Source organism: Cochleicola gelatinilyticus (genome assembly GCF_001637325.1).
Taxonomy (GTDB): Bacteria; Bacteroidota; Bacteroidia; order Flavobacteriales; family Flavobacteriaceae; genus Cochleicola; species Cochleicola gelatinilyticus.
In genome coordinates this window covers 1168989-1184199 of record NZ_LRXL01000026.1, presented here as the reverse complement: position 1 = coordinate 1184199, position 15211 = coordinate 1168989, and the positions used below count along the sequence as shown (strand labels likewise).

Sequence of the window (15211 nt, the reverse complement as noted above, 5' to 3'; positions counted from 1 at the left end):
TTCTGTAATAATATGTATAAAAGTAAGTAAACTTTCACCTACTCTTCAAATTCTTCTTTTAAGATATTAACGACCTCTTGAATTGTTTCCTCTTCAAGATCGGTTCGTTTTACTAAATCTTTCACATCCTGCTCAAGGACACTCTTGGCCGTATCGAGACCAATTTTATGAAATTCATCGATGATCCACCCTTCGATCTCATCAGAAAATTCGCGTAGCTCAACATCCTCTTCGGCACCTTCACGAAGCACATCAATCTCATACCCAGTTAATTGACCTGCTAAACGAATGTTATGTCCTCCACGTCCAATAGCTTTACTTACTTCCTCTGGACGTAAGATTACCTCAGCACGCTTGGTTTCTTCATTAATTTTAATAGAAGTTACTTTCGCAGGACTTAACGCACGTGTAATGTACAACTGTAGATTATTCGTGAAATTAATAACGTCGATGTTTTCATTTCCAAGTTCGCGAACTATTCCATGAATACGAGACCCCTTCATCCCCACACAAGCTCCAACAGGATCGATACGATCATCGTACGAATCAACGGCTACCTTCGCTTTTTCACCAGGAATACGAACTACTTTTTTAACGGTAATTAAACCATCAAATACTTCTGGGATTTCTTGTTCGAACAGTTTTTCCAAAAATATTGGATTGGCACGAGACATCAAAATTGTTGGCTTATTTCCTTTTAATTCTACGCTTTCAATAATTCCTCGAACATTATCTCCTTTACGAAAGAAGTCGGACGGAATTTGTTTGTCTTTAGGAAGTATAATTTCATTTCCTTCATCATCTAACAAAATTATAGCACGATGACGAATGTGGTGTACTTCAGCGGTATATATTTCGCCTTCTAATTCTTTAAACTGCTTATAAATATTAGTGTTATCGTGTTCGTGTATCTTCGAGATTAAGTTTTGACGCAAGGCGAGTATAGATCGTCGTCCAAGGTCGATTAACTTTACTTCTTCAGATACATCTTCTCCAATTTCAAAATCTTCTTCAATCTTACGGGCAGCACTTAATGAGATTTCCTCATTTGGTTCTTCAACCTCTCCATCTGCAACAACGATCCGGTTTCTCCAAATCTCTAAATCTCCCTTGTCAGGATTAATAATAATATCAAAGTTATCGTCACTACCGTATTTCTTTTTAAGCGCGTTTCTAAAAACGTCCTCAAGTATCGCCATAAGCGTTACTCTGTCTATAAGCTTGTCATCTTTAAATTCTGAAAATGAATCGATTAACGCTAAATTCTCCATGTCATTTTTAATTAAATATTATCATCACTTTTGCTTCTACAATCTCTTTATAAGGTAGTACCATTTTTTTATGAACGGTTACTTTTCCTTTTCCAACAGGTTTTGGCTCTCTCGCCTTCCACTCAAGTGTTACCTCATCGTCGTTTACATTAGTAAGTTCTCCTTCGATGGTTTCACCATTCGTGGTCTTTACCTTAAGTTTTCGTCCAAGATTTTTTTTATACTGCCGAACGGTTGATAAAGGCTCAGACGCTCCAGAAGACATTACTTCTAAGGAAAAGTCTACCTCATCCCGATCTAAATTATGCTCTATCGCACGACTTACTGCTATACAATCTTCTACTGTCACTCCTTGATCGCCATCAAGAACCACTACAATTTTATTATCTGTCCCTACCGAAAGGTCGATTAAAAAAAGACTGGGTCGCTCATCGAGTGCCTGCTGTACTAATTCGGCTACTTTTTCCTGCATCATTTAAGGCTATAAAAAGAGGGGACTTTTCGTCCCCTCCACTAGTTGCATATAAATTTCGGTGCAAATATACCAATTATTTTAAAATTAAAAAAATGATGTCCCCCTGTTTTATTTTTGTAATTTACTGCTATACATTTCATTTCCTAAACCTGACTCTTTATGAAAAGAATTTTAGTTCCAACCGATTTTTCTTCGCAAGCCGAAAATGCCCTTAAAGTAGCCGTTCAATTGGCCCAAAAACACAATAGCGAAATCTACCTATTACACTCTATGGAGATTCCCATGCATCTTGCAACAACTCATGGTGGCGCAAAGCCCGAAGCCATCTTTTTTATAAAGTTGGCAGAAAAAAAATTTAATGAACTTCTCGAGAAACCTTATCTTCAAGAAATAGAAATACATGAAGCGATTGGTCACGGCGAGATTTATAATGACATAGGACTCGCAGTGGAAAAAAGCAAGATTGATTTAGTAGTAATGGGTTCGCATGGTGCAAATGGTTTTAAAGAGATGTTTATTGGTAGTAATACAGAAAAAGTAGTTCGCACTTCTAAAGTACCAGTATTAGTAATTAAAAATGAACACAAAACATTCGAGGTTACCGATTTTGTATTTGCTACAGATTTTACTGAAGAATGTCGATGGAGTTTTAATGAAGCTTTAAAATTTGCAAAAGCTGCTGATGCTAAAATTCATCTCTTATATATAAATACTCCCGCAGGTTTTAAAACTACTGAAGAAGCCAATACTATCATGAATGGTTTCGTTAAAGGAATGGGTGCTGAAAACTATACGCTAAATATTTACAATGCTAACTCGGTTGAAAAAGGAGTTTTACAATTTGCAAGAGATTCTAAAGCTCAGCTTATCGGAATGAGTACACACGGCAGAAAAGGATTGTCTCATTTTTTTAATGGAAGTATTTCTGAAGATTTAGTAAATCATGCAAACATGCCGGTGATAACCTTTAAAATACAATGATAGGAAATTCAACCTTTAACATTTTTCTGTTTGGTGCTACGCTACTTTTATGGGTAGGATGTGGAACACCGTCTAAACAATCCAATAAATCGATTATAGGTCCAGACGTCACAAAAACGATTCCTGAAGAAAATATTCCTGCTGCCACTGTTCCAACAATACCTAATGGTGCTATCGTTGCAGATTTTAATGGAGATGGAATTCCTTTTTACACACATGTTAAAAAAGTTGACCGCAAACAAGGAATTACCACAATAGGTTTCGAAAATAATAGATATCATGAAATTACACTTTCAGAAATTTATGGTGCCTTAGTAACTACCATCAACTTGGAAGGCTTTCATAAAGACCTTTTATTAATTACAGCTAAGCTAAAAGATCCAAATTTCAATAAATATTTTTTATTTGTTTTAAAAAACGGACAATGGAAACCAGTTATGAATGGGTTTTCAATTCATAAAAATAATCTTACCGACACATTAATTCCTATTCGCATAGACCCAGACAATGCAAACCATTTACTTAGGCATTATTCGGTGTTCGATTTAGATGAAACTAGCAAGTTAGGATACACGTGGCGGTTGTTAGAGGAAAGTGTCCCTATAGAAAATAGATGATTGTTCCATTAAAGTATTTTTTTTATATTTGAACGCCCTAATTAACTCATTTTCTAATGAAACCTACTTACAATCTCTTTTTGTCACGGACAAATACGTCTATTTTTTTGCTGTTTTTTTTAATTTTTAACACTGGTATCTCTCAAGTAGGCATTGGTACTGAAGATCCTGAAAGTTCTTTAGATATTAGAGCTGCTAATCATCTTGGCACCGTTTCTGCTTCCGATGGAGTTCTAGTACCACGAGTTAATAATCTTACTACGAACGGAAATACAGATGGACAATTAGTCTTTCTCACCCAAAATATATCTTCGTTTACAAAAGGTTTTCATTACTGGAACGCCTCGTCTAATGCATGGACTCCCTTAACAGGAGCGATTGAGCCATGGTACAAAGCTGGAACAACCGATCAAGCTGTTTTAAACACAGATAATATATATACAATGGGAAGAGTGGGTATTGGAACTAGCAATCCCCTTGGAGCCATTCATATTACCGAAGTTAACGGAAGAGACGCCCTGTTTCTTCGATTTATAGATCCTCCATTGGATGATTTTGATCTTGATATTTACAGATCTAGAGGGACACTTGCAAGTCCAGCATTGGTTACAACTGGAACTCGACTGGGAGGTCTTCGTTATAATGGTCTTACAAGAGCTTCCACATTTTCTTTTGGTGCTGGAGCAGAAGTTTCTGCCGAAGCTGATGGAGATTTTAGCACGACCTCGGCTCCCGGAAGGTTATTATTTCAAACCACTTCTGCAGGGAGCTTAAATACAGTAACCAGAATGATGATAAAAAGTGATGGGAAAATTGGAGTGAATAATGACATTCCAAGATCTACTTTCGATGTATCTGGATCTGTTTCAAAATCTTTTGTAAATACTGGCACCAACACAAGTTTTGCACTTAATGATTCGCACTATACAGCCCGAATTACAGCAAACACCACCACGATAACTTTGCCAAACCCTAATACTTGTAGAGGAAGGATTTACGTTTTAATTAAAGCTAATACAACGGGAGCTACTTTTACCAATGTCTCTGTAACAGGTGGTGCAACAATTATCAACGATGTTTCAGGACTTCCAGTAACTCAAATTAATCCTGGAAGTAGGTACACTTTACAAAGCAATGGAACTGAATATATCGTTATTGGAGAATAAAAATTTCTAATTTCTTAAATCAATAAGTGTAATTGGCTTCCTACTCATTGCAGGAAAACGCAATCTATTTATTTCAGGCAAAGAATGATATTCAATTTTTGGTGTTACCCGCAATTTCGCCCGAACATGATCTTTCAATTCATCGAGTAGGGTTTCAGAATTTTCTTCCGAAGCAATTTTAATACAAATTTCATCGGTGCCCAAACTGTTATGGGAAAGCTCGATCACAAAAGCTTGAATGGCACTAAATTCATTTAAAACATTAAAAATAGCTGGTGGATATAGTGTAGTTCCTTTGTATTTAATCATTTGTTTTTTTCTACCAACCACCGAACCTAGTCGCATCGTATTTCTTCCACATTTACAAGGCTCGTAATGTGCCCGTACCAAATCGCCCGTTTTAAAACGAAGAAGCGGCATGGCCTCTACTTCAAGTGTAGAAATAACTAACTCCCCAACATTCCCCTCTGCAACAGGCTTGTTAGAGTCATCTAAAATCTCAACAATAATAAGTTCAGGGTGATGATGTCCTCCAATATGATATTCACATTCATTAAATGCCGTACTCATTTCGGTAGAAGCATAGGTTGAATATAATTCGATATTCCAGGAGGCTAAGATCTTTTTTGCTAAAATATTATGTGAAAAATCTTCATTTCTAATTGGTTCTCCTATGCAAATAGCTCCTTTAATACTTGTATTTTTTAAATCTATTGCGTGTTGCTGAGCGTACTCGATAAGTTTCAGTAAAAATGAAGGCACACAAATTAAGTATGAGGGCTTAAATTTTTGAATTGAATCCCATTGTAATTCTGGAACTCCAGAGCCTACTCTAATAATCCCCGCACCTAATTTTCTAGCTCCTAGAAAGTAAGCCAGTCCTGCCATAAAACGACGATCCATGGTTGTCATGAGTTGCAACACATCTTCTTCTTCTACACCGGCACATGTAAAAGAAATCGCTTCGTTGTAAGCTAGACGCTCCAAATCACGATTAGTAAGCGCAAATGTCACAGGATCTCCCATTGTACCTGAAGTTGTCACATAATCAATAATCTTTTGTTTAGGGACACACAAAAAAGCATCATTATCTTTTTGAAGATCGCCTTTTGTTGTCACTGGAATTGTAGTAAGGTCTTCTAAGGTTTTAATAGTAGTTATATCGATTCCGTTGGCTTTAAAACGCTCTTTATAAAACGGAGAGTGTTCTTGTAAATACACTAACAATTCCCGAAGTTTCTGCTCTTGAAATGCTTTAATTTCTACGGAAGATTTTGTTTCTATTTCAGGAATCATTGTTTTGCTTTTCGGTTCGATTTTTTTAAATATTTAACTACACGCTCGGCGTCGGGAACCGTTGTAATTTCTTTAGAGTTTGCTTTTTGAAAGGCTTCGGAAGCTTTTTTATACTGTTCTTGTTTGTAATAATATCTCCCAACAAGATAATGAGCTTTCCAATAATCGGGATTTAATGTAGTTACTTTTGAAAGTTCGGAGGAATTTAACTCGGTGTCTGCCTCTAAAGCCGCCTCTATAATTCTTTCAAGAATTCGATATGCTTCATAGTTTTTAAATGCTTCCGTTTTAGTAAAAGGGTCTTCTGAAATAAGTTCTGAAGGGATAGAAAGTGTTACTAATGAAGGGGTTTCGCTTCGATTTGAAAATACCTCATCGAGATCGTATGCAACAAATTCCCCTAACTGATAGGGGTTGGTAGACACCCACACTTTAAGGTCTTCGGGTTGAAAAACAATACCGTGATGCGCCAAAAGTTGGTTTAAAGCTTTCTCGTTTCCGAAGCCTATTTTTTTATTTTTTAAGCCTTCTCTGTTTCTTAATATTTTCACGGCTTCAGTAGGACCAATTACATCGTTCTCTGCTAGTAATTCTTCCATACGATCGAAGCGATATTGTGAATGACTTTCTTCTATCTGTTTCAAATTTCGACGATCGTTTCTAAAAGCATCACTCTGAAAATGATTGGTACATAATAATTTGCTTTGGTTTTCAACTTCGTATACTCCAAAATTATTGGGAGATACTTCTATAACTGCAGCTTTTTTATCTTTAGCACTACCTATAAAAATAGCTTCAGAAACAAATACTTCTCTTTTTTTTGCAATTTTAATAGCCTCATCGATCGTCGAGGCATACTGTAAGATTTCACGTGTTACTAATGAGATTGGAGTTTTAGCAACTAATGGTATTTTCGATTTTCCTGCATTTATGGTTACGGTTAGTCCTTGATCGTTCATTCCTGAAACTACACCCATCATCCCACCCCAAGTTACCGACATAAAATTATACCCTGTAGAAGGGGCTACAAAGGCAACCATTTTTTCTTCAGCAAAGGCATCTCCAGCATAAAAATCTAAATTACGCCCTATGAGTAACTTTCCGTCATTAGACCTATCACCCCAAACTGCAAAAGAAGAACACCCCACCAAAGCAAGGTCTTGAAGTGCGTGACCAATATCGTGAGCGCTATGAAGATATAATAATCGAAGATATGGTGGCGCAATGTAATTATAGGTAGAAGAGGCATATTTGGCAAGTCCGAAGATCTCTGCTTTATATTCTTCTGGAATATGTTGGTACATTTTTCGGTTATACCATGCGAGAAATTTTCGAAGAAACTTTTGTCGAGACTTAGACGGGACCAGTTCTTTTACTTTAGAAAAAAATATACGTTCTTGTTTCTCCATTAATTCTTGAGTAAGGCTTCCAGTTAGCAAGCCTCTTTCTAATGGATCACCCTCAACATATAGCTCCCATAAACCATGTTTGTTCTTGGTAAGAAAATTTTTACCCGCAACATAACTCGAGTCTGAGCTGCTATTGCGTTCTGGAATTAATGCGTTGTAAGCTGTCAATTCTGGCACATCGTTAATTGATCTCGAAACCCCACACGATGTTACAATTAAAATCATCGCCAAAGTGAAAAACCACTTTTCTACATGCTCACAATATTGCTTCATTTTTTATTTCGGTCCAATCTTTTTTCTGTTCTTTTAACCACCAATGCTTCTTTGTAATCAACCCATTTTTGCCCCCAGACATTACGCATTAGGTTTTCAAAATTACGCATAAAGAATACGTTATACATAAGTGTTAATAGCTTTCCTGGTTTTCGAGGAAAGGCACGTAAAGTAATAGAGAAACCTCCATTAAGATATTTTACGTAATGCCAATATCCGCTAGGCATATACAGTGCATCCCCGTGTTTCATTTCTACACGAACCCCTTCTACATATTGCAAAGCAGGATACTTTTCGAAATCGGGTGCATCCATATTGATAGTTTCAAGATTGTGCACTGCAAAAGGTACGCGGTACATGTATTTTGTTTGTTCGGGTGAAAACAGTGTAATGCTTTTGTTTCCGTGGAAATGAAAATGCATAAGATCTGCAAGATCCATATCGTAATGTGCCAATACTTTAGATCCCTCTCCTCCAAAAAACATTACCGGAAGACGTTTAAAAAATTTCAAACCAATATCTGGATATGTGAAATCGTTTAATAGTTCTGGCATTTTATCTAAAATATTATAAAAGAACATTCGAAGATCTGTTGGTTGTGTTTTTAAAATTTCGATATAATCGTACAACCTCATCTTTTTAACTGGAACTGCAGAATTTTGTTTCCCTTTTGTAGGTTCGTTATTGTAAAGAGGCACTTCTTGATCGCCAGCTTTTTGCTGAATGTAGTCAAGATTCCATTTTGTATACGCCCCCCAATCTTGGGTAAGATTTTCGATTAAAACTGGACGTTGAGGTTTGTAATATTTTTCAATAAAATCTTTTTTAGAAATATTTTTAACCCTTGCGATCTCTATCGTTTTAATTTGTCCCATCCAAGTTTAATTTTTGTTTGAGTTTTCTGAAGCGTTGGCTTCAAGTATTTTATTTAATAAATACTCTCTTCCAAGAATTTCAGAACACGTAATTACGGCACCTATTGTAACTCCTAGTATCCCATGCATATTTAAACATTGCCCTGTAAGGTATAAATTTTTAATTTTTGTTTTGGGAGAAACAAAAGAATGCAACGGACTCTTCACATCTTTTACATATCCATACATAGAGCCCTTGTCGATCCCAATATAATCTCTATATGACAAGGGTGTAGATGAATAAACTTCTTGTATACATTCGCGAATATTTGGAAACTTGTTTTCTAATTCTACAATGATTTTTTCAGTTTTTTCGGCCTTAAACTCTTCATAGGTTTGGCCTCTATCATTTTTATGTGCTACAGTATTAAAAGTTCCTTCCCACGGTTCCATTTCTTCATACCGCATGTAAGTCATCACCGTTAAACTATCGCCCCAAGCTGTCATATTTTTATTTATTCCCATAGAAACCATATATCCTTCCGGCCAACTTTCTTGAGTATATGCTTGTGCATCCCATACTTTATCTGGATTTTTAATATGGTAATAATTTCTATTGTGATATTTAAAAGATTCGGGTTTTAAAACAATGTAAACGCTAAATCCGGCAATAACACTCTCGATATTCTGTACGCGATTAAAATAAGCTTTCCGAAACTTATCTTCCCCAACCAATTGCAAAGTGATTTTAGGCTCAATATTGGAAATAAATTTTGTTCCCTTTATCTCTCTTCCATCTTTGGTAAGGACCGAAGCTATATTTTTACCCTCGAAAGTAAATGCGGTTACTTCTTTGTGATTGTACACTTCACCACCATTTTCTTTAAGGCGTTTTATTAATAATTTTGATATCTGACTTCCCCCATTTATACAACGATACGAACTTTCTATATAAGAATTTACCGATAAAGCATGTACATAAAAAGGAGTCCGTTCACTATCTCCAGCATATAAAAAATTGGTTCCAGATAATACGGCGCGTAATTTTTTATTTTCGGTTAAAGATTCAATAAATTTTTTAGCAGAAAGAACAAACACACTCATATCATCGTAAAATGGCTTGGCATGCTCTAAGCGGTATAATGGAAATTTATCACAAGTATCCTGAATTTTAGTACAATAATTTCGAATGGCTTTTTCTTCTTGAGGAAATTGGTGAGTGAGTGTTTTTATAAAATTTTCGTACCCTTGTGCATGCTTGTATTGGGTTTCATCTCCATCGAAAGTAATAATGTCGAAACCATCCATTTCAAGCTGTTTGAGTTTTAAGTCGTCGATAATATCCAAATACCTAAAATACTGATATAAATTCTGACCTTTAGAAAGCCCTCCAATATAATGCACTCCAGTATCGAAAATGGTCTTATCACGAACAAATGTTTGTAGATTTCCACCATACTGATTGTTCTTTTCCAACACACAAACACTAAATCCTTCTTTCGCAAGTATGTTAGCCGAAGCAAGACCTCCTAGACCACTGCCAATGATAACAACATCGTATTGCTCTTTTAATTTAGAGTGCTTTCCCATTAAATATACTTAATTCGTTAGTTGCAAATACACAATGATACCCCATTTGCTCGATGTAATCTGAAGATAAATTTCGACTTTCTTTTAACATAATTACAGTGGAAACTTTGCTTTCTAACTGAGTTATAATTTTTTCTTCTGTTACTGTCTTCATATTTACAATGAGCACATCTGCTTTACATGTTAATGCTTTCTCCAAGGAGTTTATCATCGTGATGTTTCCAGTAGTTTGGGTAATATAGCTGTTTGTTATAATATCCCGGGTTTTTTTATCCTTAATATAACTACTAATTTTTCTGTCGGCCGCATCCAGTGCTAATAGCAAATCTAATTGTCCTTTGTCTTCGGAAAGATGTAGAATCGTATCTTTCTCTCCAATAGAGTCTATGATTTTTTTATAGGAATTTGCGTGTTTATTAAGATCTCTTTTTACTTCTGAATATAAAGCTTTTCCTTTATAACGAAAGTCTTCTAAAACAATTGAATGAAAGTACGTTGCATCTTCTAATTCACTTCGGAAGGTATTGAAGGCTTTTTTAAAAAACCGACTTATATTTTTAGTTTTTTCTCGGTATGTCGCACCGAAAGAAACATCGTCTGCTTCAATTCGCGGAAGAATTTTAACCGAAATCCCTCCATCTTTTATTACAAAACTACCTTTGGGAAGCACTTCGGAATTTCCATGAATTAGAATGGGAAGCACATCAATCTTAAAAGTTTCTGCTAAATAAAAAGCACCTTTATGAAACCTTCGTATTTTATTAGTTTTAGAGCGGGTTCCTTCTGGGAAAATCATCAAAGAATATCCTTGGTCCACTTTATCTCTTAAAACTTCCACCCCTTTATCAATTCCACCCGACACTGGATAAAATCCAGCCATTCTAACAGCTCTTCCAAATACTGGAGAATTATACACCCAATCGTTCACTAAAAATATAATATTTGGATGCAACATACCCACTGCTAATATGTCTAGAAACGAAGTATGATTTGCAATAATTACGGCTGGTTTTTTAAAGGTCTCATTCTGATTATTGTAGACTCTTTTCTTTACAAACGGGTTAGTAAATAGTACCGATTTCATAAATTTCGACATCCATGTATGAAACGCTTTCTTCTTTATATGTTCTTTTCCTGGTATAATCCAAAGTAAAAAACTTCCTGCAAAGGACAAAAAAATACCTCCTAAACCATAATATCCGAATGAGAAAACTGAATGCATCAGCAATCGGAATGTAATAGGTCGTTTGGTTTTGCTTCCAATAAAAAGAGTAAACAATAAAGGTTGTAAGGTAAAGGCAATTAACACAGCCGAAAAAATCCCAATAATAGACACTAACGAAATAGAATAGAGCGCCGGATGTTTTGCAAAAATTAAAACACCAACTCCCAAAATTGTAGTTAATACTGATAATACAATAGATGTTTTGTGAGTTCCTAACGCTTTTTCACCTGTTTTATATTCTTTTAGTAACCCGTTGGTTATAAAAATACTGTAGTCGATTCCTAATCCGAAAATAAAGGTGGAAATAATAATATTAAATATATTAAATTCAATATTAAATAACCCCATCATTCCTATTGTGAGTAACCAAGTAAGAAATATTGGAACACACGTAACAAGCGTAAGTGAGAAACTTCGATAATACAAAAACAATAACAAAAGTACTACCAGTACAGAATATCCAATAAGACGATTAAAATCTTCTTTAAGCCCGCCAAGAAATGTTTCATTCATTTGTTGACGATCGATAATGAGTGTATTTGGAAAATCTTCAAACTCTTTATTTACGGTAGCAATATGTGCAGAGTCTACCTTCATTAAAGACGTTACAGTAGTAAAATGAGTGCTAGATCCAATAAAGTCGTTTATCGGGATGGATGATAATGCATTGTATTCTTGAATATTTAATGTAGAAAAATTAGTCTCTAGAAGGTCATAAAAGGTTTGGAATGTGTTAGGCTTAAACCCGAGTTCATTTCCGCTCGATATTAAATTTTCTTTTGTTTGCTGAAGAATTTCTGGCTTCCAAAATAATTTCCAAGCATCAATTTTGCGCTGTTGCTGTTTCTTAGAGTGTATTACTCCCCCTATAGAATTAAAGCCAACAATAATATTTTGCTTTTCTAACTGCTTCAGTTTAGAATACACAGAATCATTTGCTTGTAAAACAGCTTCAGAATCCTTTCCGAAGTTTGCTAAATAAATAGATTTAGAAGCACTATTGGTTAAAGAATCTAAATGTTGTTCGGCACGTTTCATTGCTGCCGGTTCATAATTCAGTTTAGATATATCTTTATTAAAAACAACCCTATTATAGGTGAAAGCACTGAGCACAAATAAGATGCAAAGTAGTCCTATTAACCATTTATTCTTATGAAATGGATATGCCGCTAAACGATCTAAAAAAGTTTCTTGTACTATTTTATTTGACTTGTTTTTATAAACTTGAGGAATAAAAATAAGCGCAAAAACTGAAGCTCCAAGCACACTTACTGCAGCAAAAATTCCAAGATCTTGCAAGGCTTGAGAATCTAAAAAAAGCAGACATAAAAAAGCAAGAGCCGTAGTGAGACTACTCATTAAAATTGGTTTTGTAACATCTTCGAAAAGGGCCTCTATAGATTCGTTATTTCGAATGTGCGTGAGGATGTGCAACGAATAATCTAAAGTTACTCCTAATAAGACTGAGCCAATACCTAGCGATATAGCTGATATCTCTGTACGCAATACATAGAGAATTGTGATCGACAACAAACCTCCAAAAATGGTAGGAACAAACAAAATTAATGGAATTGTCACCTTTTTATAGAAAAATATAAAAATCAAAATTAGGATGCTCAAGGCAATTCCGACCGTAAATTGAATGTCTCTTTTTATTTGTTGTGCATTTGCCACTGCGATAAGAGCAGCTCCAAAATATTCACTTTTAATTTTACCCGAATAAGTCGAATTTAATTGTTCTTGTAACGCATACAATTGCGTGGCAAACTTGGCATTTTCGGCGGTTTCACTAGAACCAAAAGCTGGTGATATAAATAATAAAAGATTCTTCCCGTCTTCACTCACCACAAAACCATCTTGTATTGTAAATCCATCCCCAAACCCTAATTGTTGTAATTTTTTTAAACCCAAAAATGAAAGCCCTAATGGATCTTTAACTATGGTTTTTTTAGCAACTATTCCAGAGGGAGAGAGAAGTGTTTTGTAATTTGTCTTTGTAATATTTAGAATACTGTCTTTTGGCAGTTTACCTCTTATTTTTTTATAATCAGATTCGTCCAAAAACAATGGTATATTTTGATACACAAAATGTAGTGTTTCGAATATGGCATTATCATTTACCTTTCCCTGAATGCTTTCTACGTACCTTGAGGAGTTTTTTTTGGTGCTATCAATAAACCGTGTTGCATATTCAGTAAGTTCTGTTATAGAACCGTTCGATTGTCGTTGCACATTTACGATAATCTTATCTGTGAAGTTTACAGCCTTTAGAACTTGCTGAATATCTTCTGTTTCGGCATTTGCTGGTATAAGCTGCGAAATATCTTCATTAAATTTAATATTAGACGCTGTAAGAGAAAGCACGGCAACCAATATTAATAAGCAGAAAGCGCTAAAAAGTCTTCGCTTCGCAATAAAAAGATAAATACTATGAAATAGCTTATCCATGAGGCTGTAATTTTTTCTTTTCGAATAAAGTTAAAAACACAAAGCCTAATAACCCAAAAGTTACAGCTGCAGTTATAGCTAGTGTAATGCTCCCAACAATGTATACTTTGAGGTGCTTTATAACTTCAAAATTTTCGTTTAAATTCTCATACGAAAAGCTAAACTCTTCGCCCAACACAAGACTACCTGCTTTAAAACTTAGGGCAATAACAAATGGGATAAAAGGTGGTAAACTCACATTCGAAAAAGCAAAGGCTATTACCTTGTTTAGCTTAAAAACAATGGCTAAAAAAATTACAACTAAGGTATGAAAACCCCACAATGGTGAAAGACCAATAAAAACACCTAACGCTATCGACAAGGCTTTTTTATGAGCTGAATCTTGATTACCAAGAAAGTCTTCGACTATAAAACGTTTAAAGCCTTTTTTTTTTAGTTTTCTAATAAGATCCCGAGGTTTAATATAAAACAGCGCAATTATTACAAACCACGTGTTTAAAATACTTATTCGCGTAAAATCTTTGAATGGACGAAAATGTGACACGCGCTCATCAGCATCATAAGATATTTGTACTGGAACATTTCTCACTTCAGTTCCTGTCCATGCTGCTTTTACAATTACTTCTATCTCGAACTCAAATTTACGAGTATAAAAATTTAATTTTCCAAGAGGCTTTAAAGGATATAATCTAAATCCCGATTGCGTATCGGTTAGGCGAATTCCTGTTTCGAACCAGTACCAGAAATTTGAAAATTTATTACCAAAACTACTTTTCTTTGGCACATCAGCTTGTCCCATATTTCGGGCGCCGATTAATATTATATTTTTATTTTGAGATGCTTGTAATGTATTTAGAAAAACGGGAATATCTTCTGGGAAATGTTGCCCGTCCGAATCGATCGTTATGGCAAAGTTATACCCTAATCCTTCTGCATGCTTAAACCCCTTTCTAAGCGCATTGCCTTTTCCTCGATTTTCAGGTAGATTAATTATTTCTAATTGAGAATATTGAGCAAGAATCTGCGGAGTAGCATCGGTTGCTCCATCATTTACTAAGATAACATTACTCGTATGTTGTAATACACCCTCTATTACTCGTTGTAATGTTTTACAATTATTATACGTCGGGATTATAACACAGTAATGTGTATTATAACCTGTTGTCTTTACTGTTTCTGTTTCTTCCAAATTTTATTCTAAAACAAAGCAATTTGCAACCTATTTTTTCACAAATGTACCATTGCATTTTAATGCGATGGTACCGTCTTCAAATGTACTAATATTCTTTATTTTCACGAATTCACCTTCGGTTGTTATCTCCATTTTTAAATGCAAAATTGGAGTAATAAAAGGATTAATCAACGCTGTAAATTTGACATTAGAAATACGCTCTAACAAAAGAGTACTTGCTGCAAATTCTTCTGTGATCTCTTTTAAAATTTGAATCATACAAACACCCGGTGTCACTGGATTTCCTGGGAAATGGCCTTCAAAAACCGAATGGTCTTTATTTAATTCAATAACAACAACGAACTCATTTTTATCGCTCTTGCGGTGTTCAATAATTTTATAAAAATCTTGTAGCATCATTTTAAAGTTCGAAAT

At 35.0% G+C, this 15211-nt stretch carries 12 protein-coding genes; 3 read left to right on the top strand and 9 right to left on the bottom strand.

Annotation, left to right across the window (positions count from 1 at the left end; all coding sequences use genetic code 11):
• Positions 1-38: 38 nt before the first annotated feature.
• Together nusA and rimP are read right to left on the bottom strand one after the other, a co-directional pair.
• Complete coding sequence (gene nusA, locus ULVI_RS07400; protein WP_068591227.1) at positions 39-1271, bottom strand: transcription termination factor NusA; 1233 nt, start codon at positions 1269-1271, stop codon at positions 39-41.
• 7 nt (positions 1272-1278) lie between these two features.
• Positions 1279-1746, bottom strand: a complete 468-nt coding sequence (gene rimP / locus ULVI_RS07395) for a ribosome assembly cofactor RimP (RefSeq protein ID WP_068591225.1) — start codon at positions 1744-1746, stop codon at positions 1279-1281.
• A gap of 159 nt (positions 1747-1905) precedes the next feature.
• Here rimP and ULVI_RS07390 point away from each other — a divergent pair, with 159 nt between their 5' ends.
• Genes ULVI_RS07390 through ULVI_RS07380 form a run of 3 tightly spaced genes read left to right on the top strand, consistent with a single transcriptional unit; the run spans position 1906 to position 4510 of the window.
• Complete coding sequence (locus ULVI_RS07390; RefSeq protein ID WP_068591223.1) at positions 1906-2727, top strand: universal stress protein; 822 nt, start codon at positions 1906-1908, stop codon at positions 2725-2727.
• Complete coding sequence (locus ULVI_RS07385) at positions 2724-3344, top strand: hypothetical protein (protein ID WP_068591220.1); 621 nt, start codon at positions 2724-2726, stop codon at positions 3342-3344. The genes ULVI_RS07390 and ULVI_RS07385 overlap by 4 nt, the downstream gene beginning before the upstream one ends.
• A gap of 56 nt (positions 3345-3400) precedes the next feature.
• On the top strand, positions 3401-4510 hold the full coding sequence (locus tag ULVI_RS07380) for a hypothetical protein (RefSeq protein WP_068591218.1): 1110 nt from the start codon (positions 3401-3403) through the stop codon (positions 4508-4510).
• Between the two features lie 6 nt (positions 4511-4516).
• Here the strand turns inward: ULVI_RS07380 and ULVI_RS07375 are convergent, their stop codons facing one another.
• Genes ULVI_RS07375 through ULVI_RS07345 form a run of 7 tightly spaced genes read right to left on the bottom strand, consistent with a single transcriptional unit; the run spans position 4517 to position 15196 of the window.
• On the bottom strand, positions 4517-5806 hold the full coding sequence (locus ULVI_RS07375) for a phenylacetate--CoA ligase family protein (RefSeq protein ID WP_068591217.1): 1290 nt from the start codon (positions 5804-5806) through the stop codon (positions 4517-4519).
• On the bottom strand, positions 5803-7488 hold the full coding sequence (locus tag ULVI_RS07370) for a C45 family autoproteolytic acyltransferase/hydolase (protein WP_068591215.1): 1686 nt from the start codon (positions 7486-7488) through the stop codon (positions 5803-5805). Before ULVI_RS07370 ends, ULVI_RS07375 begins: the two co-directional genes overlap by 4 nt.
• Positions 7485-8363, bottom strand: a complete 879-nt coding sequence (locus ULVI_RS07365; RefSeq protein WP_068591212.1) for a cupin-like domain-containing protein — start codon at positions 8361-8363, stop codon at positions 7485-7487. Before ULVI_RS07365 ends, ULVI_RS07370 begins: the two co-directional genes overlap by 4 nt.
• Before the next feature lie 6 nt (positions 8364-8369).
• Positions 8370-9932: a phytoene desaturase family protein gene (locus ULVI_RS07360; RefSeq protein ID WP_068591210.1), complete on the bottom strand. Its 1563-nt coding sequence runs from the start codon at positions 9930-9932 to the stop codon at positions 8370-8372.
• Positions 9916-13605 (bottom strand): MMPL family transporter, encoded by a 3690-nt coding sequence (locus ULVI_RS07355; protein WP_068591209.1) that lies wholly within the window; start codon positions 13603-13605, stop codon positions 9916-9918. The genes ULVI_RS07360 and ULVI_RS07355 overlap by 17 nt, the downstream gene beginning before the upstream one ends.
• Complete coding sequence (locus ULVI_RS07350; RefSeq protein WP_068591207.1) at positions 13598-14794, bottom strand: DUF2062 domain-containing protein; 1197 nt, start codon at positions 14792-14794, stop codon at positions 13598-13600. Before ULVI_RS07350 ends, ULVI_RS07355 begins: the two co-directional genes overlap by 8 nt.
• A 30-nt stretch (positions 14795-14824) precedes the next feature.
• On the bottom strand, positions 14825-15196 hold the full coding sequence (locus ULVI_RS07345) for a 3-hydroxyacyl-ACP dehydratase (protein WP_068591205.1): 372 nt from the start codon (positions 15194-15196) through the stop codon (positions 14825-14827).
• Between the last annotated feature and the right edge of the window lie 15 nt (positions 15197-15211).